21 protein-coding genes are annotated in these 22871 nt (G+C 57.9%); 6 read left to right on the top strand and 15 right to left on the bottom strand.

The window, feature by feature from the left end:
* Positions 1–1317, top strand: a complete 1317-nt coding sequence (locus ACR0NZ_RS06620; protein ID WP_480517679.1) for an MATE family efflux transporter — start codon at positions 1–3, stop codon at positions 1315–1317.
* Here the strand turns inward: ACR0NZ_RS06620 and arsC are convergent.
* The 4 genes from arsC to ACR0NZ_RS06600 are packed head-to-tail and all read right to left on the bottom strand — an operon-like array spanning position 1314 to position 3473.
* The gene (arsC, locus tag ACR0NZ_RS06615; RefSeq protein ID WP_480517677.1) at positions 1314–1655 is read right to left on the bottom strand and encodes an arsenate reductase (glutaredoxin); all 342 of its coding nucleotides are present in this window, start codon (positions 1653–1655) and stop codon (positions 1314–1316) included. The genes ACR0NZ_RS06620 and arsC overlap by 4 nt on opposite strands.
* Positions 1652–2710, bottom strand: coding sequence for a quinone-dependent dihydroorotate dehydrogenase (locus tag ACR0NZ_RS06610; protein ID WP_480517675.1), 1059 nt, complete (start codon positions 2708–2710; stop codon positions 1652–1654). The genes arsC and ACR0NZ_RS06610 overlap by 4 nt, the downstream gene beginning before the upstream one ends.
* On the bottom strand, positions 2707–3138 hold the full coding sequence (locus ACR0NZ_RS06605) for a DUF1330 domain-containing protein (protein WP_480517673.1): 432 nt from the start codon (positions 3136–3138) through the stop codon (positions 2707–2709). The genes ACR0NZ_RS06610 and ACR0NZ_RS06605 overlap by 4 nt, the downstream gene beginning before the upstream one ends.
* On the bottom strand, positions 3135–3473 hold the full coding sequence (locus ACR0NZ_RS06600) for a DUF952 domain-containing protein (protein WP_480517671.1): 339 nt from the start codon (positions 3471–3473) through the stop codon (positions 3135–3137). Before ACR0NZ_RS06600 ends, ACR0NZ_RS06605 begins: the two co-directional genes overlap by 4 nt.
* 107 nt (positions 3474–3580) lie before the next feature.
* Here ACR0NZ_RS06600 and ACR0NZ_RS06595 point away from each other — a divergent pair, with 107 nt between their 5' ends.
* Complete coding sequence (locus ACR0NZ_RS06595) at positions 3581–5158, top strand: bifunctional metallophosphatase/5'-nucleotidase (RefSeq protein WP_480517669.1); 1578 nt, start codon at positions 3581–3583, stop codon at positions 5156–5158.
* Positions 5159–5217: 59 nt separating this feature from the next.
* Here the strand turns inward: ACR0NZ_RS06595 and ACR0NZ_RS06590 are convergent, their stop codons facing one another.
* A complete protein-coding gene (locus tag ACR0NZ_RS06590; protein ID WP_480517667.1) occupies positions 5218–6780 on the bottom strand; it encodes a tetratricopeptide repeat-containing sulfotransferase family protein in 1563 nt (520 codons plus the stop codon).
* 145 nt (positions 6781–6925) lie between these two features.
* Here ACR0NZ_RS06590 and ACR0NZ_RS06585 point away from each other — a divergent pair, with 145 nt between their 5' ends.
* Positions 6926–7591, top strand: a complete 666-nt coding sequence (locus ACR0NZ_RS06585) for an SOS response-associated peptidase (RefSeq protein ID WP_480517665.1) — start codon at positions 6926–6928, stop codon at positions 7589–7591.
* Positions 7592–7628: 37 nt separating this feature from the next.
* On the top strand, positions 7629–8681 hold the full coding sequence (gene mnmH / locus ACR0NZ_RS06580; RefSeq protein WP_480517663.1) for a tRNA 2-selenouridine(34) synthase MnmH: 1053 nt from the start codon (positions 7629–7631) through the stop codon (positions 8679–8681).
* Here the strand turns inward: mnmH and selD are convergent.
* Genes selD through ACR0NZ_RS06545 form a run of 7 tightly spaced genes read right to left on the bottom strand, consistent with a single transcriptional unit; the run spans position 8672 to position 16764 of the window.
* Complete coding sequence (gene selD, locus ACR0NZ_RS06575; protein WP_480517661.1) at positions 8672–10831, bottom strand: selenide, water dikinase SelD; 2160 nt, start codon at positions 10829–10831, stop codon at positions 8672–8674. The genes mnmH and selD overlap by 10 nt on opposite strands.
* 5 nt (positions 10832–10836) lie before the next feature.
* Positions 10837–11223, bottom strand: a complete 387-nt coding sequence (locus ACR0NZ_RS06570; RefSeq protein WP_480473524.1) for a Na+/H+ antiporter subunit G — start codon at positions 11221–11223, stop codon at positions 10837–10839.
* Positions 11224–11230: 7 nt separating this feature from the next.
* Complete coding sequence (locus ACR0NZ_RS06565) at positions 11231–11500, bottom strand: K+/H+ antiporter subunit F (protein ID WP_209503286.1); 270 nt, start codon at positions 11498–11500, stop codon at positions 11231–11233.
* On the bottom strand, positions 11497–11994 hold the full coding sequence (locus tag ACR0NZ_RS06560; RefSeq protein WP_480473523.1) for a Na+/H+ antiporter subunit E: 498 nt from the start codon (positions 11992–11994) through the stop codon (positions 11497–11499). The genes ACR0NZ_RS06565 and ACR0NZ_RS06560 overlap by 4 nt, the downstream gene beginning before the upstream one ends.
* Entirely contained in the window at positions 11994–13538 is a 1545-nt protein-coding gene (locus ACR0NZ_RS06555) for a monovalent cation/H+ antiporter subunit D (RefSeq protein ID WP_480517659.1), read from the bottom strand. The genes ACR0NZ_RS06560 and ACR0NZ_RS06555 overlap by 1 nt, the downstream gene beginning before the upstream one ends.
* On the bottom strand, positions 13535–13894 hold the full coding sequence (locus tag ACR0NZ_RS06550) for a Na+/H+ antiporter subunit C (RefSeq protein ID WP_209503290.1): 360 nt from the start codon (positions 13892–13894) through the stop codon (positions 13535–13537). The genes ACR0NZ_RS06555 and ACR0NZ_RS06550 overlap by 4 nt, the downstream gene beginning before the upstream one ends.
* Positions 13894–16764 carry a monovalent cation/H+ antiporter subunit A gene (locus tag ACR0NZ_RS06545; protein ID WP_480517657.1) on the bottom strand — a complete coding sequence of 957 codons (2871 nt, stop codon included), beginning with the start codon at positions 16762–16764 and terminating at the stop codon, positions 13894–13896. The genes ACR0NZ_RS06550 and ACR0NZ_RS06545 overlap by 1 nt, the downstream gene beginning before the upstream one ends.
* 233 nt (positions 16765–16997) lie before the next feature.
* Between ACR0NZ_RS06545 and ACR0NZ_RS06540 the strand changes: the two genes are divergently transcribed.
* Both ACR0NZ_RS06540 and ACR0NZ_RS06535 read left to right on the top strand, forming a co-directional pair.
* Positions 16998–17459, top strand: coding sequence for a rhodanese-like domain-containing protein (locus ACR0NZ_RS06540; RefSeq protein WP_480517778.1), 462 nt, complete (start codon positions 16998–17000; stop codon positions 17457–17459).
* Positions 17456–18280 (top strand): CE1 family esterase, encoded by an 825-nt coding sequence (locus ACR0NZ_RS06535; RefSeq protein WP_480517654.1) that lies wholly within the window; start codon positions 17456–17458, stop codon positions 18278–18280. The genes ACR0NZ_RS06540 and ACR0NZ_RS06535 overlap by 4 nt, the downstream gene beginning before the upstream one ends.
* Here the strand turns inward: ACR0NZ_RS06535 and mdoH are convergent, their stop codons facing one another.
* From mdoH to ACR0NZ_RS06520, 3 genes are read right to left on the bottom strand one after another with little or no spacing between them, the layout of a single operon-like run.
* On the bottom strand, positions 18281–20152 hold the full coding sequence (gene mdoH, locus ACR0NZ_RS06530) for a glucans biosynthesis glucosyltransferase MdoH (RefSeq protein WP_480517652.1): 1872 nt from the start codon (positions 20150–20152) through the stop codon (positions 18281–18283).
* Entirely contained in the window at positions 20149–21648 is a 1500-nt protein-coding gene (locus tag ACR0NZ_RS06525; RefSeq protein WP_480517650.1) for an OpgD/OpgG family glucan biosynthesis protein, read from the bottom strand. Before ACR0NZ_RS06525 ends, mdoH begins: the two co-directional genes overlap by 4 nt.
* A complete protein-coding gene (locus ACR0NZ_RS06520; protein ID WP_480517648.1) occupies positions 21645–22862 on the bottom strand; it encodes an OpgC family protein in 1218 nt (405 codons plus the stop codon). Before ACR0NZ_RS06520 ends, ACR0NZ_RS06525 begins: the two co-directional genes overlap by 4 nt.
* Between the last annotated feature and the right edge of the window lie 9 nt (positions 22863–22871).

Genomic DNA, 22871 nt, shown 5'->3' with positions numbered 1-22871 from the left:
ATGCAGGACGCCTCGGCGCCCATCACGCATGGACGGGTGCTGAAGATCGCGGTGCCGATTGTCCTGTCGAACGCCACGGTCCCGATTCTGGGGGCAGTGGATACCGGCGTTGTCGGTCAGTTGGGGCAGGCTGCGCCTATCGGGGCGGTCGGGATCGGCGCAGTTATCCTGTCAACGATCTACTGGATCTTCGGCTTCTTGCGGATGGGAACCACCGGGATGGCGGCGCAGGCACGCGGGGCAGGCGACGCTGTTGAAACCCGGGCATTGCTGATGCGCGGTCTGATGCTTGGCGGCGCGGCCGGGTTGTTCTTTATCCTCACCCAAGTGGCTGTGTTCGCGGGTGCGTTCGCCCTTTCTCCGGCAAGTCCCGAGGTCGAAACGCTTGCCCGCGCCTATCTTGAGATTCGAATTTGGGGGGCGCCAGCAACCATCGCACTTTATGCGGTTACCGGATGGCTGATTGCGGTTGAACGCACGCGTGGGGTTTTTGTTCTTCAGGTCTGGATGAACGGATTGAACATCGTTCTGGACCTGTGGTTCGTGCTTGGTCTCGGCTGGGGGGTCGAAGGGGTTGCCATAGCCACTTTGATTGCGGAATGGACGGGTCTGGCGCTGGGCCTTTGGCTGTGTCGGGACGGGTTCGAAGACGGAAACTGGCGTGACTGGGCCCGCGTATTTGATGCTGCCCGACTGCGCCGGATGTTGCAGGTCAACGGCGATATTATGATCCGGTCGGTTTTGCTAACCGGATCCTTCACGACCTTTCTTTTCGTCGGTTCCGATCTGGGTGATGTCAATCTGGCGGCCAATCAGGTCTTGCTTCAGTTTCTAGAAATCACAGCTTTTGCGCTGGACGGGTTTGCCTTTTCCGCCGAGGCGCTGGTCGGAAGCGCGGTGGGTGCCAGAGACAGGTATCAGGTGCGCCGCGCGTCTGTCATGACATCGCAATGGGGTGTTGGGGGCGCCCTGTTACTGGGTGTGGTTTTCTTTGTTGCCGGACCAGCGTTGATCGACCTTATGTCAACATCGCCGCAGGTGCGCGAGGCCGGGCGCGAGTTTCTTATCTGGGCCGCGTTGGCACCCGTTATCGGCGTGGCAAGCTGGATGTTTGACGGCATCTACATAGGTGCTACATGGACCCGCGCCATGCGTAGCGCGATGTTCCAATCGGTCGCTATCTATCTGGTTGCGCTGTTCATTCTGGTGCCAAGTTTCGGAAACCACGGCCTGTGGGCCGCGTTGATGGTGCTTAATATAGCACGTGGCGTGACTTTGGGATGGCGCTATCCCAAGCTCGAGGCGCAGGTGGCCTAGAGCAGCGTAAGAAGGTTTTCCGGTGGACGCCCGATAGCGGCCTTATCCCCCGCAATGGCAAGCGGACGCTCAATCAGGATCGGGTTTTCGGCCATGGCCCGGATCAGGGCCTCGTCTGGCGAAGCCTTTGTCAGCCCCAGTTCCTTGAACCGAGATTCTCCGGTACGAATCATCTCAACGGGCGAAAGCCCCAAGGCGGATTGTGCCGCTCGCAGCTCATTGATTGATGGTGCATCCTCAAGATATTTGCGCACCGTGACCCGCGCGCCATTTTCTTCCAGCAATGCAAGACCGGCGCGGGATTTTGAACAGCGCGGGTTGTGCCAATATTCGATCATAGCCAGTCTTCTCGTTTGCTGCCGACGGCCTGAGCTACATTTTCAAAGCCGTCGCGGGCCAGCAGTTCATCCAGCCCTTTCGCAATGTCCGCCGCCAGAGAAATGCCGCCATACACCATCGCCGTATAAAACTGCACAGCAGATGCCCCGGCGCCAATCTTTGCATAGGCCTGTTCCGCATTGCTGATGCCACCGACGCCGATCAGGGGAATGTCACCCCCGGTCAACTGGCTGAGCCGCGCCAGAACACGTGTTGATTTCTCGAACAGCGGTGCGCCGGACAGCCCGCCGGTTTCACCTTTGTGCGAACTGCGCAGCCCGTCGCGTGACAGGGTGGTGTTGGTGGCGATCACGGCATCCACACGGGTCTCGCGCGCAACCTCGGCAATGTCCTGCAACTCGGCATCGGTCAGGTCCGGCGCGATTTTCAGGAAGATGGGCAGCGGGCGAGGCAGCGCATCACGGGTTTCAATCACACCGTTCAAAAGCGCGCTTAGCGCCGCCTTGCCCTGCAAATCCCGCAGCTTTTCCGTATTCGGGGATGACACGTTGACCGTGGCAAAATCCAGATGCGCGGCACAATGCGCCAGCACCTTGACGAAATCACCCGCGCGATCCTCGCTGTCCTTGTTGGCACCCAGATTCAGGCCGATCACCGCATTCTTGGGGCGATCAGCAAGCCGTTTTGCCATCACCTCCATGCCTTCGTTGTTGAAGCCAAAACGGTTGATCGCCGCTTTGTCCTCGGTCAGGCGAAACAGGCGGGGTTTGGGGTTTCCCGGTTGGGGGCGCGGTGTGACGGCGCCGACTTCGATGAAGCCGAATCCTGCGCGTGACAGCGGCGTCAGAACCTCACCGTTCTTGTCGAAGCCCGCGGCCAATCCTACCGGGTTAGGCAGGTCCAAACCTGCAAGGCTGGTTTTCAGGCGCGGCGTTGCCACCGGCCCCGGCGCAGGCGCAAGCCCCGCCTTCAAAGCCCTGATCGACATCCTGTGGGCGGTCTCAGGGTCTATGCAGTGCAGGGCCGCAAGCCCGAATTTCTCGGTCAGTTTCATCCAAACGCTTTCCCGCTTTTGCTTGATCCGCACCGGATCAGGCGCGAGGTTTCTACCGCAGCCTGCCGATGGACCACCGCTGCCCGGTACACCGGGTCAGTCACCATTTCCAGAAACGCATGTGCAGTCGGATAGCGTGCGATAAAGACGGCATCCCATACCTCATCAGCCGGTCCGATCAGAGTCGTTTCAAATACACCCCGCCACAGGATGCTTGCCCCGATACGGCCAATGATTGCGGCGGTTTCAGTCCCGTATTTCTGATAGGCCTGCGCCCCGGTCAGCCCTGCGCCGGCCAATTCATGCGAACTGGGATACTGCGCCTCGGCGCGGAACTTCACTAGATTGAGCATCTCGATCGGCTGGTCGCGGTCCAGGGCCTTGAACGCCTCGAACTGGGCGCGATCCGGATCGACATAGGATGTCATGCCATGTCCTCGGGGAACCGATGTGCCGTACCGACAAAAGGCAGCGGACGCGCCCAGACAACATCGCTTAACCTGATCTGACGATACAGATGCGGAAACAGGGCGTTTCCTCGCGACACTTCCCATTTCAGGTCATCGCCCATGGCGTCGGCATCACATGCCAACAGTGTAAGCCCTTCAACGCCGGCAAAATGCTTGGCGGCGGTTTCAGCCGCTTGTTCAGCGGTGGAAAAGTGAACAAACCCGTCTGACACGTCAATGGGTGCTCCGTCTGTGGCGCCCAGACTTTGCAGTTCAGTCCATTCGTCGGTTCGGAAAATCTTGTAGATCAGCATGATGACCTGATGCCCCGCACGGCGCTTGGAATCAAGCTGGATTTCTCCTTTGACTCTCAGTCGACATAAGCGCACGATCCCCGGCAATAATAATAGGGAGTTCCAAGATGTTGACCCGATTTTTAACTTCGGTTGCGGTGGTGGGCCTGACTGCGGGCGTCGCGGCAGCCGACTATAAGCTGACAATTCTGCACACCAACGATTTCCATTCGCGCTTTGAGCCGATCAACAAATACGACAGCGGATGCGGTGCGGAAGACAATGCGGAAGGTAAGTGCTTTGGCGGCTCGGCGCGCCTTGTTACGGCAGTTGCCGATGCGCGCGAGCGCGCAGAAAACTCGATTCTGGTGGATGGAGGTGACCAGTTCCAGGGGTCCCTTTTCTATACCTACTACAAGGGCAAGGTCGCGGCCGAGTTCATGAACAAGCTGGGCTATAACGCCATGACCGTTGGCAACCACGAGTTTGATGACGGCCCCGAAGTGTTGCGGGGGTTCATCGACTCGGTCGACTTCCCGGTCCTGATGTCCAACGCTGATATTCGCGACGAAGAGCTTTTGACGGACAGGATCAAGAAATCGACTGTTATCGAGGTGGGCGGCGAAAAGATCGGCCTGATCGGTCTGACCCCAATCGACACGGATGAGCTTGCCTCGCCCGGCCCCAACGTCACGTTCTCGGACCCGGTGCCAGCCGTGCAGGCCGAAGTCGATAAACTGACGGGTGAGGGCGTTAACAAGATCATCGTTCTCAGCCACTCCGGCTATGGCGTCGATCAGCGCGTCGCGCAAGAAACGACCGGCGTTGATGTGATCGTCGGCGGACATTCAAATACGTATCTTTCGAATGTGTCGGATAAGGCGGCAGGTCCGTACCCAACGGTGGTAAACGGCGTACAGATCGTTCAGGCCTATGCCTATGGCAAGTTTCTGGGCGAGTTGAACGTCACTTTCGATGACGACGGCAAAGTGGTCGAGGCAGTTGGCGAGCCTTTGATCATGGACAACGCAGTAACCGAGGATCAGGCCGCGCTGGACAGGATTGCGGAACTGGCGGTGCCTTTGGATGAAATCCGTAACAAGGTCGTTGCAAGCGCTGCGGAAGCTGTTGAAGGGGATCGCTCTATTTGCCGTGTGCAGGAATGCCAGATGGGCAACCTGGTCGCCGATGCGATGCTGGCGCGCGTGGCGGATCAGGGCGTTCAGATCGCCATTGCCAACTCGGGTGGGTTGCGGGCGTCCATCGACCCTGGCGATGTAACCATGGGCGAAGTTCTGGCTGTACTACCTTTCCAGAACACATTGTCGACCTTCGAAATCAGCGGACAGGGTGTCATTGACGCGCTGGAGAATGGCGTTAGTCAGGTGGAAGAAGTGAAAGGTCGTTTCCCGCAGGTCGCTGGTCTTAGCTTTACCTGGGACCCAAGCGTTGCACCGAACGAAGGACGCGTCAGCGAGGTGATGGTTGCCGACGGTGACGGTTTTATACCGATCGACCCGAACAAGACTTACCTTGTCGTCACCAACAACTTTGTTCGCAACGGCGGTGACGGGTACAAGATGTTCGAAGGCGACGACAAGAACGCCTATGACTTCGGCCCGGACCTTGCGGATGTAACCGCAGAATACCTGGCGGAAAATGCGCCCTATCAGCCCTATGTCGACGGGCGTATCAAGCAGAAATAACTGGGTTTACGACAAAGAAAAAAGCCGCATCCTCGTGATGCGGCTTTTTGGGGAACCGATCAGCTGAAATCGTATTCCGGCCAGAGTTCGGGGTCGATCCCGTCGAGCATCGGCTTGATATGCTCGACAACCCCGCGCCAACCTCCGATAGACTTGGTCGAGATCTTGCTGCGCACCTGATCAATGCTGGCCGTGCGCACCTGTTTCGTGTTCTTTTCAGGGTGCATCATCGTTTCGTTCCACTCCAAATCGCAGAACGCGGCGACCTGCTGGCTGTAAGTTTTCGGGTCTGCCACCAGTTCTTCGTAAGGCACCGTCAGAATACGATTGCCGAACACGGCATCCCAATGTGCCATGTAGCGACGATACATATTTGCCGAATGGGCGATGGCCTGCATATTCGAGGCATAGCGCATTCCACCGGCAGGAAAACACCTGATCCATTTGGACAATCCAACATCACGCGGATCGCGCAGCATATTAATAATCTTTGCCTTTGGGAAGGCAGACAGCAGGAAGCCGATACGTTGATAATTGTGCGGCATCTTGTCGACAAAGGCGACAGAGTCGCCTGGAATTGGCGGCATCAATTCGAGGAATTCCCGCGCGAGTTCAGACGCTTTGGCAACGTCGTACTTCATGCCTTTTTTCTCATATTCACGCGACAGGTCGGCCCCCAAAGTCAGTTCACCGCAACCGGATATTCCGGGGGCTGAACTCAACATCATTTCCATCAATGTCGTGCCCGAGCGGGGCTGACCCAGTACAAAGATTGGTGTTGGCCCCTCGGCAAAGCCGGACTCTGGTGCATCTGAATCGACGGGGAACAAGCTGGTGATCCGGAACAGTTTTTCCTCTTCATCGGCCGAGACATAAGGGTTGCCTTGGTGCTGAATATCATTGGCCCGCGCGTAATACGGCATGGCGGCATTCAAACCGTCTAACTTTGAAATCAAATGCGCCTTGGCGAACTGGAGTTCCAGCTTATCATCTCCCTTTTCGGAGATGGCTTTATTTACGGCTTCCAGCAGCTCCGGAGCTTCATCTGTAGTTGCCATTGCCGATAATTGCAGCAAAGCCGACACATGCTCGGGTTCGTTTTGAAGAATGCGCCTCAGTATTGCTTTGGACTCGTTCTTTTCGCCGGTTTGGTGAAGGTCTACAGATTTTATAAGGGCAATTTTTGAGTTCTCGGGGTCCAGCTCGTAGGCGCGGGCGACATCCCGCGAGTTTTCATCGTCAAAGCCGATATTGGCGTAAGCTCTGGCACGTTTAGCAAGAAGGTCCACATTGTCTGGATCGCTCTCCAGCTTCCTGCTCGCATGTTCGATCATCATGCGCCAGTTGGTGCCTTTGAGGTGAATTTCATCCAGCACGCGGTTCAATTCCTGGTTGTTGGGGAATTGCTCCAGCTTTTGTTCGGTATATTCCAGGGCCTTGGGAATTTGCCCGGTCTGCATCAATGCATTCGCCAGGTTTTCGACAAACTGCAGGTCGTCCGGTTTCATCCGCGAGGCTTCAACAAAATGCGGAATTGATTTCTTGTATTGCTTCATCTCGGTCAAGACAAAGCCGGCGATGGCATGATAATCTGAGTCTTTTGGGAATTTCTTGACACCCAACTGGGCCTTTTTCAAAGCTTGCGGCAGCTTGCCTGCTTCCAGAAGGGCCAGTGCTTTGCTCTTAAGGGATTGCGTTGTCTGGTTTTCCATGTGACCCCGTGAAATCCTGTGCCTGTATCAAGAATGTATCGGTGGTTCATTACCCATGTGCGGACGGTTTGCAATAACTCTTCCCAACGACGCAATGGCGCAGCTGTTTTCGGCTCGCCCGGCAAACGCTCTGCCTGCGGTGCCGAATTTCAATGTTTGTCCGACAAATCAGGTACATGTCGTGCGTAGTGGCGAAACAGGGCGCCATCTGGACGCGCTGCGGTGGGGATTCCTGCCGCATTGGTACAAGACCGAAACAGCGGGGCCGTTGCTGATCAACGCCCGGGCCGAGACCCTGGCGGACAAGCCCGCCTTTCGCGATGCTTGCCGGACACGCCGCTGTCTGATCTTAGCGACCGGGTTCTATGAATGGACAAAAACGAAACAGGGAACGCGCCTGCCCTGGTATATCCACCGTCAGGACAAAGCTCCGATTGCTTTTGCCGGGGTCTGGCAGGACTGGGGTCCTGAAGGTGAACGGCAGGGCACCTGTGCAATCGTGACGACGGCCGCCAACAAAAGGCTTGAGGTCATTCATCAGCGAATGCCCTTGATCGTAGAACCCGAAGACTGGCCATTGTGGTTGGGTGAAGCCGGAAAAGGGGCCGCGCGGCTGATGCAGCCGGGGCACGAGGATGTGCTGACCTTCCACCGGGTCAGTCCTGTGGTGAACTCGAACCGGGCCAGCGGGCCAGAGCTGATCGAACCTTATGACGCGTGACCTTTTCTTTAGAAACGCAGCAAGCTAAACCTTCGGCATGGCTCTGAAATTTCCTGACCTGACCCAACTTTACGCGCACGGGTATGATACCGTGATCGACGTTCGCAGCCCTGCCGAGTTTGCCGAAGATCATCTACCGGGTGCAATAAACCTGCCTGTGCTGAACAACGAGGAACGCGCCCGGGTCGGAACCATTTATGTACAGGACAGCCCCTTTCTGGCGCGCAAGCTGGGCGCTGCTTTGGTGTTCCGCAATGCAGCTAATCACATCGAACACCACCTCAGCCATCATGACGGAGCGTGGCGCCCCTTGGTCTATTGCTGGCGCGGTGGACAGCGTTCCGGATCATTCACATGGATGTTGCAGCAAATCGGTTGGCGCGCGGAAGTTGTTGAGGGCGGCTATCGTACCTACCGTCGATTGGTGAACGCTTATTTGTACGATGATCCCTTGCCACATCGGCTGATCGCGCTGGATGGCTACACGGGCACCGCAAAAACCGATCTTTTGGCTCTGTTGCACGCACGAGGTGTACAGGTTCTGGACCTTGAAGCGCTGGCCAACCATCGCGGGTCCTTGCTGGGCGAAAGGCCTGGGGGGCAGCCCAGCCAAAAGGGGTTTGAATCTGCTCTGTCCGCTGCGCTGTGCGCAATGAACCCGGCGCGTCCAGTCGTGGTCGAAGCGGAATCCTCCAAAATTGGCAGCTTGATTCTGCCACCCAGCCTTTGGAACGCGTTGTGTGAGGCTCCGCGCGTGAGCATTACGGCTTCGATTGAAGCACGTTCGGCCTATCTGGTGCGGGCTTATGACGACATTCTGTCTGACAGTGACCGATTGCGGGACCGGTTATCACCGCTGCGGTTCCATCGCGGGCATGAGGTCGTGGACGGGTGGCTGCGCTTGATTGATGCGGATGAAAAACAGGCGCTGACACAGGCGTTGATGGAACAGCATTATGATCCCGCATACACCAAGTCCCGGCAATCCCGCCCGGTACAGGTGTTGGCCAATCTCAATATCGCAACTTTGGACAATGCGGGGCTGAGCAACGCGGCCGCGCAAATTGAAAGCCTGCTGGATCAGCTGTGAATGCGCAAGCCGGGTGTGCTGGTCAGTTGGCCAATGATCATTGCCGGATATCCCGCGTCCAGAAGATCTTGCAGAAGAGTATCGGCGTCCTTCGCATTCACGGCGGCCAGCAGGCCCCCGGCTGATTGCGGATCAAAAAGCAGCGCCGCCTTGCCCCCGGACGGAAGATTGGGCGCAATCGCGCTGTTGTCAGCAAAAATCGTTGACCGGACCCCCTGATCCGTCAGCGCAAGAGCACCGTCCATCACCTTTACAGCGTTCAGATCAAGCATGGCGCCGCAATGCGATGCGTCGCAGATGCCTTGCAGATGCCCGGCCAGACCAAACCCGGTCACGTCGGTCATCGCATGGGCGTTGGCCAAAATGCGGGCTGCATCGCCCTGGGGCTGTGTCATATGTTTGTAGGCTGCCGCGACCCAGGCCCCTTCGGCAAGACCGGCCATTTCCGCTGCCATCAGAACTCCGCTTCCCAAGGGTTTGGTCAGGATCAGGCGATCTCCCGGCTGCCCGCCCGCCAATGTAATCGGGGTAGCCTCACACAGGCCAGTCAGCGTGAAACCAACAGTCATCTCATCGCCCATTGAACTGTGCCCGCCCACGATTTCTGCACCCGCAGCGCGCATGACGTCACTCGCGACTGACATGACTTCGGACATTGTGCGGCTTTGCAGGGGGGCGGACATGCGCGGCAGGATGATCGTTGCCGTGGCCGCCTGAGGCGCGGCCCCCATGGCCCAGATATCCCCTAGGGCGTGAACCGCGGCAACACGCGTCATCAGTGCGGGATCGTTGGTGAAAGCCCGCAGATGGTCGGACGTCATGACTTGCTGCGCCCCGCCTGTTTGCAATAGCGCGGCATCGTCGCCGGGCAAGATAGTGACGTCGGTACGAGTAGGGGCGGGGAGGGATTTCAGGGCGATTTGCAATGCGTCGTGCCCGACCTTTGCTCCACATCCTCCGCACATGGGCTTTTCACCCAAAACCCCATCAAGCCCAGCGGCCCGGTCGCGTGGCAGGGCGGGCGGTGTCATTCGCGGCAGGTCGCGAAACTTTTTCATGAAACTCTGGTCGATATGGTTCTTCCAGGCCCACATCAACGGGCCGCTGAACGATGTTCCCAAACGCTCGGCCAGTGCAGACTTGCCACCTAGTGAGATCAGTTTGAGATAGTCTTTTTGCGGTGTGTATTTTCGCATCCGTCCCGCGCCGAGCGCTGCGCGCAGATTATCGAACAAAACCGGCGCTTCGCGCACCGCATAGACGCCAGCCTTCGGTCTGGGGTTTTCCGAAAGATGGGCGCAATCCCCGGCGGCAAACACAGCCGGATCACTGGATTGCAGGTAGCTGTTCACGCGGATGTATCCGTCCTGAAGGTCAAGCCCTGTATTTGCGATCCAGTCATAGGCGCGGGCTCCGGCGGCACCGGTCACGAAATCAACCGGAATTGTGCGCCCGTCCTGTAGTTCCACGTGATCCTGCCCGATCCGGGTGATCACCGTGTTTTCGATCACCTCCACGCCAAGATCATGCATTGCAATCCGGATTGTTGCCGCCGCCTTGGGTTTGGTTGCAGTCAGGGCCGAGGCACTATCGATCAGGGTAATCTGTGCCGCCCGCCCCCTGGCCTTTAACGCGTGCGCCATCGCCATGACCAGTTCGACGCCGGCGACGCCGCCGCCAATCACAGCGACCGAGGCCGGCCCTTGACCCTTTAGATACTCGGCCCATTTCGCAGCAAAAGGTCCCAACGGCTTGGCTGGCACTGCATGTTCCGCAAAGCCCGGCAGGGCGGGCATGTCCGACGTGATCCCTACATTGACCGAAGCCACATCGAAGCCTACCGGAGGATGCCCGGGGACGTGCACTTCATGTGTTTCGGTGTCGATGCCACTGACCGCACCCAAGATCACACGTGCACCTGCGAAACGGGCCAATCTGACAAGATCGATATCCAACTCCCACCGGTCGTAATGACCGGCGACATATCCGGGCAACATTCCTGAGTAGGGGGCAGTGGGGCCGGGGTTGATCACGGTTACCCGCGCGCCGGGCAAAGGGTTCATTCCCCATTTGCGCAGCAGCAGGGCATGGGTGTGGCCGCCGCCAATTAAAACCAGATCACGGGTCAGGGGCAGCGGAGATGTGTGCATTTGTGTTAATTCGCGCTGTGGTCTGGAACATCCTCGACCTGCTCGACCGCGTGGGTGGCCCAGAGCTCATCCTCGCCAGCATCGGGCAGGTCGCTGGGCAGTTCATGACGGTGAATGTGCCATTTTGCAATGAACAGGGCCGTGATCGGAGCCGTCAGGAATAGAAACAGCGTTATCAGAAGCTCGTGTAGCGACAGTTTGCCTTCCAGCAGAACGGAATGGGTGATCGAAGCCAGCAACACCCCGCCCACACCCAAAGTTGTCGCTTTGGTCGGCGCGTGAAGGCGCGACATAGGGTCATTCAACTTGATCATGCCGAAGGACCCGACAAACCCGAAGATACCCGAGACTATCAAGAAAACGGCGATCAGCAGTTCTGCAAGGAATGTCATATCGCCCTCATTCGATGATGTTGCCGCGCAGCATGAATCGTGCATAAGCCACGGTTGAGACGAAGCCCAGCATCGCGATGATCATGGCCGCTTCAAAGAAAATTTCGGTTCCTTTCGACAGGCCATAAAGGATCATCAGGGCAATCGTATTGATGACCATCGTATCCAGAGCCAGAACCCGTGTCCCAACGCCGTCCGCGGTAATGATCCGCCACAGACACATCATGATCGCCGCGCCGAAACAGGCAAATGCAAAGTAGATTGCGTATTCGATCATTCGAAAATCTCCTTCAGGCGACGTTCATAGCGTTGCTTGATTTCGTCGCGCACCTGATCCGGGTTCGGCGCGTCCAGGCAATGAACCAGCAGATTGTGCCCCTGTGCCGACAGGTCGCAACTGACGGTGCCGGGCGTCATCGTGATGGTTCCGGCCAGCACGGTTATGGCCTCGGGTGTCCGAAGCTCCAGCGGAATGCTAACCCAGTTGGGCCGCCGGTCTTCATTGCGTTTGAAGAGTACGATCCGGGCCACCGTCATATTTGCAACGACAATATCCCACAGCACCACGATCATGTATTCGGCGACCATGGGCCAGTTGCGTAGCTTGGGCCTGTCGGGCCAGTAAGGTTGTGTGACGAAGGGAATGATGATTCCAAGGATCAGGCCAAAGACCAGAGAATTCAGTGACGGGCTGTTGGCCAGCAGAATCCAGACGATCGTCAACAAAATGGTCAGGTGCGGGTGCGGAAAAATCCGGTGTAGCAGTTTCATCACTCGGCCCCTCCCAATACGGCAGAGATGTAGTTTTCAGGCATAAACAGCTGCCCTGCGGTTTGGCTTGTATATTCCAGCGCAGGACCCGCGAACAATGTCAGCAGGATCAGGCCGGCTACGGCGCCAAACACGGCAGTAAAGGCCAGACCGGGTTGCGGTTCAGGTGCGACCGGTGCAGGGGCAGCTTCATTTTCCGCTGGCTCAGCTATCGGAACAGCCTGAGTGTCGTAACTTTTCCAGAAAATCAAAGTTCCGGCTCGGGCCAACCCGATTATTGTGACGAACGAGCCGATCAGAATCACGGCCCAGACCGTCGTGGCATCCGAAGCATCGCGCGAGGCGTCCAGCACAAGCAGCTTGCCAATAAAGCCGGACAAGGGCGGCATCCCCGCCATCGCAATCGCCCCCACGAAGAACAGCGCGGACACCAGCCCGCTTTGCGGCATGGGTGGCGTTGGTGCGATGGCCCCGCCGCGCCGCGCCATCACCAGATCGGCAACCAGGAATAGCAGGGCTGTCGCCAGTGTCGAATGGAACACATAGTACAGTGCCGCGGCTGTTGCATCAGGCGTGAATTGCGAGATTGCGATCAACAGGGTGCCCATGGATGCAATCGCGCAGAACGCCACCATGCGGGCGATGTGTTTTGACCCCAGAATGCCGATAGCCCCGACAGCCAAAGTGACAAGTGCAGCAGGTTGCAACCACGCACCCACCAGTCCCTGTGTTGCGGCGACATCGGGGCCAAAGGCCAGTGTGAACATCCGCAGAATCGAATAAGCCCCGACCTTGGTCATGATTGCAAACAGGGCCGCGACGGGCATTGGCGCATTGGCGTAGCTGGCAGGTAGCCAGAAATGCAGGGGCAGAACGGCGGCCTTGATGCAAAAGACCAGCAGCAAAAGAACCGCGCCAACCCGCAGCAATGACGTATCCTCGGCCGGGATTTCTGCTACCCGTAAGGCGATATCTGCCATGTTCAGTGTCCCAGTCACGCCATAGATCGTGCCCAAAGCAAACAGGAACAAAGTCGATCCCAACAGGTTGTAAGCGACATATTGCACACCCGCCTTCAACCGCACCGCACCGCCACCATGGGTCATCAGGCCATAAGAGGCGATCAGCAGAACTTCGAAAAACACGAAAAGGTTAAAGGCATCTCCGGTCAGGAAAGCGCCGCAGACACCCATAAGCTGAAAATGGAACAGGGCGTGGAAATGCTTGCCCCGGTTGTCCCAGCCTGTTGCAATGGCGTAAAGCACAATCGGCAGGGCAAGCAGAGCTGTCAGCAAAACCATCATGGCTGACATTCGATCCAGCACCATGACAATGCCAAACGGGGCAGGCCAGTTGCCAAGCTCGTATACCTGAATATCTCCGCCCGAGGCCTGTGCCGTGATCGTCAAGGCGATACCCAACAGGGCTACAACACCGGCAACCGAAAAGATGCGCTGCAAATCCAGATGGTATCGCAGGACCATGATGTTAAACGGAGCCAGGATCGCGGGCAGGACGATCGGCGCAACGATCCAGTGGTTCATGCGTCTTCTCCTGCTGCATCTACGCTGTCCTGCGCTGTCATGTCGATATGGTCATCCTTGGAGGACAGGTACGCGCTGAGCGAGATCATCACGATCACCGCGGTCATCCCAAAGGAAATCACAATTGCGGTCAGCACCAGCGCCTGTGGCAGAGGATCGGTATAAGCGACGTCCTTGTATTTGTTCAGAACCGGGGGGGCGTTCAGCGCAAGGCGCCCGGTCGCGAACAGGAACACGTTGACCGCGTAAGTAATCAGCGACAGGCCCAGAATGACAGGGAACGTCCGGCGGCGCAGGATCAGGAATATTCCGGCAGCGGTCAAGATACCGACGGCAGAGGCTACGAGCGCTTCCATCAGGCCTGCTCCTTCTCTTGTTCTTGTTCCGGTGGAGAGTCCCGCAGAGGGTTGATATCCATCGGAAATTCCTGTGCCATTCCGGGTTGCCATGCAAAGCGGGACAGGCTGTCGAGCGCCAGCATTACCGCGCCCAGAACCGCAAGGAACACGCCCGTGTCAAACAGCATGGCGGTGGCCCATTCGAATTCCTCAAGTGGCGGCCAGTGGAGATAGCCGAAATCACTGGTCAAGAAGGGGCGTTCATTAAACCAGGCCCCCAGACCCGTGGCTGCGGCGATCAGGACGCCCCAGCCAATGGTGCCATGGTAATAAAACCGCTGCCGCTCAATCGCCCAGGTATAGCCGCTGGCCATGTATTGCATCAGATAGGCGATGGCGACGATCAGCCCGGCGATAAAACCGCCGCCTGGCTGGTTGTGCCCACGGAAGAAAATATAAGCCCCGACCATCAGCGCAATTGGCATCATCACGCGGGTCGCCACAACCATCATCAGCGGATGTGAATCACCGGATTGAGGCCAATGCGGTTTGCGATTCAGCAGGTAACTGCGGACATTGGTGCTTAGCACGGATTCCGTCAGCGCAAAGATAATCAGCGCGGCAATGCCCAGCACGATGATCTCGCCAAACGTATCAAAACCCCGGAAGTCGACCAGGATCACGTTGACAACATTGGTGCCGCCACCACCCTTGTAGGAATTGGCCAGATGGAATTCTGAAATCGTTGGAAATACAAAATCGCGCATCATCATCGCGTAGACCAGCGCGCCGGTGCCAAGACCGGCAACGACGGAAATCGCGGCATCCCGCCATCGCCGCGCCGCGCTGCTGTCCCACGGCGTCTCGGTCGGCAGGAAGTTCAGCGACAGCAGCAACAAGATCATCGTTACCACCTCGACCGAGATTTGCGTCAAGGCAAGGTCAGGAGCTGAAAGATAGTTGAACGCGATGGAAACGATCAGGCCCACGACACCGATCAAAACCAGCGACAACAGGCGGTTCCGGTGGAACCACATGATACCAAGCGTCGCGCCCACCAGACAGATCCAGCCGATGATCGGAATGATCTGCGCTGGCAGCGGAACGCGGGTTTCCACACCGATGGTGCCTGTCGAATAGGCGTAATAACCAAGGCCTACAGTGAAGGCGACGAAGATGACCGCATAGCGGCTGAGAACACCGTTATGCATTTCATCGGTTATCCAGCGGCTTAACCTGGTCAGCGCGTCGATGATTGCCTCAAAGATCACCTTGGCCTCGGGTCGGGGCAGGGCATTCCAGACCTGCTCGCCGCGTTTGTGCATTGCCAGCAGGAACAGGCCGCCCAACGTCGCAACAACCGACATGTAAAGTGCAGGCGTGAAGCCATGCCACAGTTTGAGCGAGTAATACGGCAGCTTCTCTCCGCCAATTACCGCGCTGGAAACCACGGCGATCAGGGGGCCAACGATTACTGCGGAATTCAGACCGATCAGGACGACCAGCACCACCAGCAATGCGGGTGCCAGCCACAGCCCGACAGGCGGGTCATGCGGATGGGCGGGATAATCGTCTCGCTGGGGTCCAAGGAAAACATGGCTGACGAATCGGAAAGAATAAGCGGCCGAAAACAGCGCTGCCAAAAGTGCCAGTCCCGGAACCAGATAATGTGAATGCAACCAGGTGGTATGGACGGTCTCTTCCAGCATCATCTCTTTCGACAAAAAGCCGTTCAGCGGCGGCAGACCCGCCATGGACAGGGCCGCGATGGTGCCGATGGTAAAGGTGATCGGCATCAGGTGGCGCAGACCGCCCAACCGTTTCAGGTTCCGCGTACCGGTTTCGTGATCCACGATCCCGGCGGTCATGAACAGGGCAGCCTTGAAGGTCGCATGGTTGATGATGTGGAAAATGGCGGCCACGGCGGCAATTTTGGTGCCAAAGCCCAGCAGCATGGTGATCAGGCCCAGATGGGATACGGTCGAAAAGGCCAGCAGCGCCTTTAGATCATCCTTGAACAGCGCGATGACCGCACCCAGCAGCATGGTGATCAGACCAGTCGTGGCCACGATGTAGAACCAGGCATCTGTTCCTGCCAGAACCGGCCACATCCGCGCCATCAGGAACAGACCGGCTTTCACCATGGTGGCCGAGTGCAAATAGGCGGAAACCGGTGTCGGTGCGGCCATCGCATGCGGCAGCCAGAAGTGAAACGGGAACTGTGCCGACTTGGTGAAAGCGCCCAACAGGATCAGGATCAACGCCGGCAGGTAGTAGGGGGACGCCTGAATCAGTTCCTTGCTCTGCAAAATGACACTCAGGTCATAGGACCCAACGATATTGCCGAGGATCAGCATCCCGGCGATCATCGCCAACCCACCCGAGCCGGTGACGGCCAAAGCCATGCGCGCGCCCTGTCGGCCATCGGGCAGATGTTTCCAATAGCCGATTAGCAGGAATGAGCTGAGCGATGTAAGTTCCCAGAAAACAATCAAAAGTAGGATATTGTCGGACAGGACAATACCAACCATCGCCCCCTGAAATAGCAGCAGGTAGGTATAGAACTGCCCCATCGGGTCTTCGCGCGACAGGTAAAACCGTGCGTAGAGAATGATGAGCAATCCAATGCCGAGGATCAGCAAGGCGAAAAGAAATCCCAGCCCGTCCAGCATGAAATTCGCGTTCAGGCCCAACCTCGGTATCCAGTCAAACCGGGCAGTCACGACGTCTCCGCGCATGACCGAAGGGATGTGGATCAGCAGCCCCATCAGGGCCAGAAATGTGGTCAACCCGGCTGCGGATGCGGCAGCGTTTCGGCCCGCGCGGATCAGCAGTGCGGGAAATACAGCACCAAGGAAGGGAAGGGCCGCGATAAGGAATAGGGACAAGTGCGATACTCCGGTCTGGGCGGTCAGGGTGAGGTCAATTTTGTAAGGATATTTTGCCGACTGTCCAGAGATGGCAACTTTTTAACGAGCTGAAATGGATCACCAAGGTATTGGCGGCGCAGCGCATTAATGACGCGATCTTGATCTGCGAGCTGTCTTTCACCGCGCAACCTGCTGTTTGGTTGTGATAGAAACAGCACCAGCGAACAGGAGGCTGAGGTGTGGCCGAAAAAATGAACCGATCCCGACGGTGGGTAGTGATTGGCGTCGGTGCCGCGATTGCTGTCGGGTTTGCGATTAGGCAATACAGGCTGATCCCCGAAGATCACAGCGGTGGCCGGATCAGTGTGGCCGACGCTCATGAGCAGGCAGTGGACGGGCGCGTTCTGCTGGTTGATATCCGCACACCGCGCGAGTGGCGCGCCTCGGGAATTGGCGAGGGCGCGGTACCGCTGGACTTGCGCCGCGAGGATTTCGTCGACGTTCTGACACAAATGACCGGCGGTGATCAGGCTGCGCCCGTGGCGCTGATTTGCGCCCGAGGGGTGCGGTCCGCGCGCCTCAGCAATCGTTTGATTGAAGCCGGATTCACAAATATCATCGACGTACCCGAGGGTATGTTGGGCTCGGCGGCCGGGCCGGGATGGGTAAGGGCCGGTTTACCGGTCCGTAAATACAGTGAGGATGCAGGATGATCAGGGAAATCAGCCTGGCAGCAGTATTTGCCTTCACCGCGCAGTTGGCCCTGGCGGGTTGCGCTGATCAGGGGGAAATTTGCGAAACCTCCTTGGGCGCGTACCATATCGAACTGCCCGATGCGGAAAACCCGCCATTGGTGGTGTTTCTGCACGGATATGGCGGCAGTGGATCGGGAACGATGCGAAATCGCGGGATGGTCGAACCTCTGTTGGCGCGCGGTTATGCAGTGATGGCGCCTGAAGGTTCGGAAAGGCCCAACCGGGGCGGCAGAAAAAGCTGGAATTTTATCCCTGGATTTGGCGAACGGGATGAAACCGCCTTTCTGTCCGAAGTGGTTCAGGACGCGGAAAACCGGTTCGGAATCAATGCGGACCGGGTCATGCTGGGCGGGTTTTCGGCTGGTGGCTTTATGGTCAACTATCTCGCCTGCAAGTCACCCTGGACATTTTCGGCATATGTTCCGGTGTCCGGAGGATTCTGGCGGCCACACCCAGAAACCTGCAAGGGTCCGATCCGGATGTTACATACCCATGGCTGGACGGACAACGTAGTTCCGCTTGAGGGGCGCGTACTGGGCGGGGGCAGGTTTCAGCAGGGCGATATCTATGCCGGGCTCGAAATCTGGCGCGAGGCAAATGGCTGCGTCGATCACAAACCGGCCGGCTTTAGCACAACGGGGAATTTCATGCGTCGCCGCTGGACCACCTGTGCCAAAGGCAGCGCGCTGGAGTTCGCCTTGTTCCCGGGGGGTCATACAGTTCCAGCCGGTTGGGCCGATATGGTCGTGGATTGGTACGAAGGGCTTCCCGGCAGTTGATCATTCTGCCGGCGCCATCTTGATCTTGCCTTCAACCAGTTGCTTCAGCTCGGCCCGGTAACGGCGGGCCGACCGGGTGATGGCAGGTTCGCGGAAATCCTCGCGCATCCCGACCATCCGGCGTGCGGCACCGGCCGAAACACCGCTGAGTGCCGATAGCGGGATGGCCAGGGCGAGACTGATGGCAATCGGAGCCAACCAGATCGAGACCAGCCCGGACAGGATACCAACACTCAAGGCGATGCCACTGACTGTTTCCAATGCATGACACAGAAGCAGTGTGCGTAATCCGTAACTGCCACCGTCGCGTGCTTGCGGCGACCAGCCCCGCTGAATGCCAAGCGCCGTCCGGAAAACGGCGATCATCTGTTGCACCATCAGGATCGGCGCATACAGGATCGACAGAATGACCTCGGCCAGAAACGAGGTCAGGAACTTGAGGCCGCCTCCGAATTCGGAATAGCGTACACCGCTTAGCGGCAAAGCCAGAACTCCCAGCACCTTGGGTGCCAGCAGCATTGCATACATCACAAGAATGATCAGAACGTGCCGGGTTTCCGACATTTCCGGCCATTGCGGGAACAGCGGATTATCGGGGCTGAAGTAATGCAGGACAGAAGCGTCTTTGCCCTGACCGATCAGTGCCCACATCAAAAGCAGCGCAAACCACAAAGGTGACATCAAATAGCCAACGGCACCGTGGAACATGTGAAAACGCGAGACGGCCCGGAATCCAGTTGAGCCCAACAGTTTCAGGTGTTGCAGATTGCCCTGGCACCAACGCCGATCCCGCAACGCATGATCGATCAGTGTGGGGGGCGTTTCCTCGTAAGATCCCCGAATGCGCGGCAGGAACCGCACCGCCCATCCGGCACGGCGCAGCAATCCAGCCTCGACGAAATCGTGGCTCATGATCAGCTTATCCTGACCGTTGAGCGCACGCATCTTGGGCAGTCCGGCACTGGTAGCGAAAGCCTTGGTGCGGATAATTGCGTTGTGGCCCCAATAATTACCCTCTTGCCCGCACCAACGCGCCAACCCTTCGGCAAAGGCGATGCCATAGACTCCATTGGCAAATTGTTGCATTCGGGCAAAAACCGATTGCGCGCCGATCAGTTGCGGATAGCTCTGAATCAGCCCGGCACCGGGATCACGCGCCAGCGCATCGGTCAGCCGGTGTATAGCGCGGCCGGTCATCAGGCTGTCCGCATCCAGAACCAGCATCGCGTCCCAGTCTGCGCCCCAGCGACTGACCCAGTCGGCGATGTTTCCCACCTTGCGGTCGGTGTTTTGCTCGCGACGGCGGTAATACAACTCCAGTCCTGGGGCGAGCGTGGTGCGCAGGGCTTCGACGCTGGCCTGTTCCTGTGCCGCGATTTCAGGATCGCGCGTGTCGGACAGGATGAACATGGCATAGTGATGCTGCCCACCGCGTGCCTGCAAATCTTCGAGCATGGTGCGGGCGTTGCCCAGCACGTTCCATGGCACTTCGTTGTATACCGGTGTCAAAAGGGCAACGCGCAGGGGCTGTGCTGTGCGTTTGCGCTGCGGACGATCCTGTCTCGACAGCGAAACCATACCCAGCAGAACGGTGCAGACCGTGAACGAAATCCAGAAGAAGTTGAACGAGATAAGCGCCAACAGGATGCCCTCGATCAGATTGATCCCCTGGGCGCTGAACCAGTCGCTCATGATCCACAGCAGGCCCAATGTCGCTACCATCGCCGGTGAAAACGCAAGCGCGCGCCAAAATCCAGTCGCGCCCATGTCTGTGCCCGACGGGGCATCGGCATCGTGGAACCCAACGCTGAAATTCTGCGTGGGCATCGCCAGAGGTGCCTCGGGCGGCATGATATGCAAATCGCGGTTCATATGGTCCATCGGTAAAGCCACACCTCAGAGGCAGGCTGTTTGTCTTTCAGCAGTTGCGCGCGCAACTCGACATGATCGCGCCCATCTGGCTGGAATGAAAACGCAAGACGCAATCCACCCGTATCCGGGTTGCGTTGCAGTACACCGTCCGAGGTTTCTGCATGAGGGGAATCCACGAAGACACTGATCGCCTCGATATCATCGAACAAATCGCTGCCTTCGAAATCGATGACAGCCAAACGCCCTTCACCGAAGGTGTTCTCGCCCATGGCAGTGTTGGTCACCCGTGGCATCGGAGTGCGCTGAGGCTCCTCACCCCATATCAGACGATAGGACAGGTCAACCCGACTGCCTGCTGCATAGGGTTCTGCCGGGCGCCAATAGGCAACGATGTTGTCGTAGATTTCCTGATCTGCCGGTATTTCGACCAAACTAACGGTGCCTTTGCCCCAGTCATTCTGAGGCTCGACCCACAGGCCCGGGCGTTTGTGATAATTCGCCTCAAGGTCGGCATAGTCCGAAAACTCGCGCTTGCGCTGCATCAGCCCGAAGCCGCGCGGGTTCTCGTCAACGAAGGAAGATATTTGCAGGCGGGTCGGGTTGGCCAGCGGACGCCACAACACCTCGCCCGCGCCATTGCGGATCAACAGCCCGTCGCTGTCATGGACGGCAGGGCGGAAATCGTCAAACCGGCTGTGGTTGGTCTGGTCGAACAGGAACATCGAGGTGCCCGGCGCGATACCCACATGAGGCAGGTCTTCGCGGGGAAAAAGCGTGGCCTCGACATCGATAACGCAATCTGCCCCCGCCGTGACATTGAAGCGATAGGCGCCAGTCACGCTCGGACTGTCCATCAACGCATGGACGACCATATTGCGATGGCCGGGTTTGGGGCGTTCCAGCCAGAAACGGATGAATTCAGGAAATTCCTCACCATCCGGTTCACCTGTTTTCAGGGCCAGACCGCGTGCTGACAAACCGTAGACCTCGTCCAGACCGATAGCGCGGAAATAGCTGGCACCCTGCCAGACGCAGAATTCATCCGTCTTGCCGGGGCGGTGCATCTCGGTCCGAAGGCGCAGGCCTGAAAAGCCCAGAGTCTCGTCGATGGGCAATTGTGGCACATCTTCAGATTTCTCGAACATCCCCAGATCGAAAACGACCGGTGTGGTCATGCCATTTTCGACCGTTTCCACCTTGACGGTCCGGGGGAAATACAGGCCCGGTGTGAAGAAATCGACGTTGAATGGTGTTTCGGTCTCGTACCACAAAGCCCGGTCCAGTCGGAATCGGATCGAGCGATACTGTTCGTAAGTCAGATCCTGCCATTCCTGAGGAACCATTTCACGTTCCGCATAAGGGCGGCTGGCCAGGTCGCGGGCCAATTCGACCACGTAGTCGCGGTCAAAGGGGACTGCGCCCCCGGATGCATAGGCCGATGGGGCAAAGGCCAAGGCTGTCGTCGAGACGAGGAATGCGCGACGGGTTAAATTCATCTCTTCAATTTCCAGGGTTGAGACTTGAACCAAGATGCCAGATAAGCCACGCCAATGATCATGGCAAAGCCAATCATATTGGCGACAAAGACGGTGGCAACATCCCGCCCAGTCTGATCAAGGGCAACGCCGATAAGTCGTGCTGCCGCCATGGAAAATACAAAGACTGCAAGGGATTGCTGACCGACTTTGGTGATGACTGTCAACAGGAACTGCCAGACGCGCGCGCCCATGCTGTGACCCGTCGCAATCAGGCGGTGACCATGTTCGCCTGCCGCGGCCCAACCCAGATAGGCCAATGACAGAAAATGGACATATCGCAGCGCGCCAAACTCGGTTTTGTCGCGCAATTCGTCAGTCAGTGGCCAGATCTTTCGGATCGCAGCGCCCAACTCAGGCGCAGCGGTATTGACCCAGAGGAAGACCTTCCAAGATCCAAACGGAGCTGACAGGATCAGGAACAAGGCAGCCGCCCAGACCAGAGATTTCGATACCGGTGGAGCGGGAATCCAGCCGCGCATCAAGGCAAATCCGGTGAAGAACAGCAATTGCCAGCCAAACGGGTTGAAAAACCATTGTCGATCCGACCACGGCTCGGCCGGAAGGGCCAGCGCGCCGGTCTGGGTGACACACCAGATTGCCACAGATGCAGCAGCCATCAGCCAGAAACTGATACGGTATAGCGCGATGTAGAGCGGCATCAGCGCCAGTACCACCAGATACATCGGCAAGATGTCAAAGTAGTTCGGTACATAAGTCAGCGTGAAGAGCCCCACCATCTGCGGGGCGGGATCATCGAAGAAATGCTGAAGGTTCAGCGACGAGACATAGGTTTTCTCGAACGCACCGGTCAGGTCCAGCGCTGCCATTGTCATGGCAACAAAGAAGAACAGGGCAATATGGGCCCAATAAACCTGCCAGATGCGATAGGCCACACGGGCTGTGCCCATCCACCAGCCCTTGTACAGGAACGCCCCGCCAAAGGCGATGGCCGAGGCCATGCCCGAACAGAACACGAAGATCTCGGTTGCATCTGAGTACCCAAAGCGCGCCGGGATCCAATTCGCCCAGGGATCATTGGGAATGTGGGCAATCAGGATGATGAACATCGCGATGCCGCGATAGAAATCCAGTCGCGGGTCACGCGTGCGGGCGGGGGTCGCAGCCGAGGCCGCGACGGGTGCAAAATCAGCAGCGGGCGATATGGTCGCCATACGGTCTCT

The sequence above is a fragment of the Ruegeria sp. AE3 genome (genome assembly GCF_056542225.1).
Note: the sequence above shows the minus strand (reverse complement) of the source record. Positions and strands in the feature narration are given on the sequence as shown.

What these genes read in the sequence shown, in the direction of transcription:
- ACR0NZ_RS06620 (WP_480517679.1), top strand. Translation starts at nt 1, where the DNA reads ATGCAGGACGCCTCGGCGCCCATCACGCATGGACGGGTGCTGAAGATC.
- arsC (WP_480517677.1), bottom strand. Translation starts at nt 1,655, where the DNA reads ATGATCGAATATTGGCACAACCCGCGCTGTTCAAAATCCCGCGCCGGT.
- ACR0NZ_RS06610 (WP_480517675.1), bottom strand. Translation starts at nt 2,710, where the DNA reads ATGAAACTGACCGAGAAATTCGGGCTTGCGGCCCTGCACTGCATAGAC.
- ACR0NZ_RS06605 (WP_480517673.1), bottom strand. Translation starts at nt 3,138, where the DNA reads ATGACATCCTATGTCGATCCGGATCGCGCCCAGTTCGAGGCGTTCAAG.
- ACR0NZ_RS06600 (WP_480517671.1), bottom strand. Translation starts at nt 3,473, where the DNA reads ATGCTGATCTACAAGATTTTCCGAACCGACGAATGGACTGAACTGCAA.
- ACR0NZ_RS06595 (WP_480517669.1), top strand. Translation starts at nt 3,581, where the DNA reads ATGTTGACCCGATTTTTAACTTCGGTTGCGGTGGTGGGCCTGACTGCG.
- ACR0NZ_RS06585 (WP_480517665.1), top strand. Translation starts at nt 6,926, where the DNA reads ATGTGCGGACGGTTTGCAATAACTCTTCCCAACGACGCAATGGCGCAG.
- mnmH (WP_480517663.1), top strand. Translation starts at nt 7,629, where the DNA reads ATGGCTCTGAAATTTCCTGACCTGACCCAACTTTACGCGCACGGGTAT.
- selD (WP_480517661.1), bottom strand. Translation starts at nt 10,831, where the DNA reads ATGCACACATCTCCGCTGCCCCTGACCCGTGATCTGGTTTTAATTGGC.
- ACR0NZ_RS06570 (WP_480473524.1), bottom strand. Translation starts at nt 11,223, where the DNA reads ATGACATTCCTTGCAGAACTGCTGATCGCCGTTTTCTTGATAGTCTCG.
- ACR0NZ_RS06565 (WP_209503286.1), bottom strand. Translation starts at nt 11,500, where the DNA reads ATGATCGAATACGCAATCTACTTTGCATTTGCCTGTTTCGGCGCGGCG.
- ACR0NZ_RS06560 (WP_480473523.1), bottom strand. Translation starts at nt 11,994, where the DNA reads ATGAAACTGCTACACCGGATTTTTCCGCACCCGCACCTGACCATTTTG.
- ACR0NZ_RS06555 (WP_480517659.1), bottom strand. Translation starts at nt 13,538, where the DNA reads ATGAACCACTGGATCGTTGCGCCGATCGTCCTGCCCGCGATCCTGGCT.
- ACR0NZ_RS06550 (WP_209503290.1), bottom strand. Translation starts at nt 13,894, where the DNA reads ATGGAAGCGCTCGTAGCCTCTGCCGTCGGTATCTTGACCGCTGCCGGA.
- ACR0NZ_RS06540 (WP_480517778.1), top strand. Translation starts at nt 16,998, where the DNA reads ATGAACCGATCCCGACGGTGGGTAGTGATTGGCGTCGGTGCCGCGATT.
- ACR0NZ_RS06535 (WP_480517654.1), top strand. Translation starts at nt 17,456, where the DNA reads ATGATCAGGGAAATCAGCCTGGCAGCAGTATTTGCCTTCACCGCGCAG.
- mdoH (WP_480517652.1), bottom strand. Translation starts at nt 20,152, where the DNA reads ATGAACCGCGATTTGCATATCATGCCGCCCGAGGCACCTCTGGCGATG.
- ACR0NZ_RS06525 (WP_480517650.1), bottom strand. Translation starts at nt 21,648, where the DNA reads ATGAATTTAACCCGTCGCGCATTCCTCGTCTCGACGACAGCCTTGGCC.
- ACR0NZ_RS06520 (WP_480517648.1), bottom strand. Translation starts at nt 22,862, where the DNA reads ATGGCGACCATATCGCCCGCTGCTGATTTTGCACCCGTCGCGGCCTCG.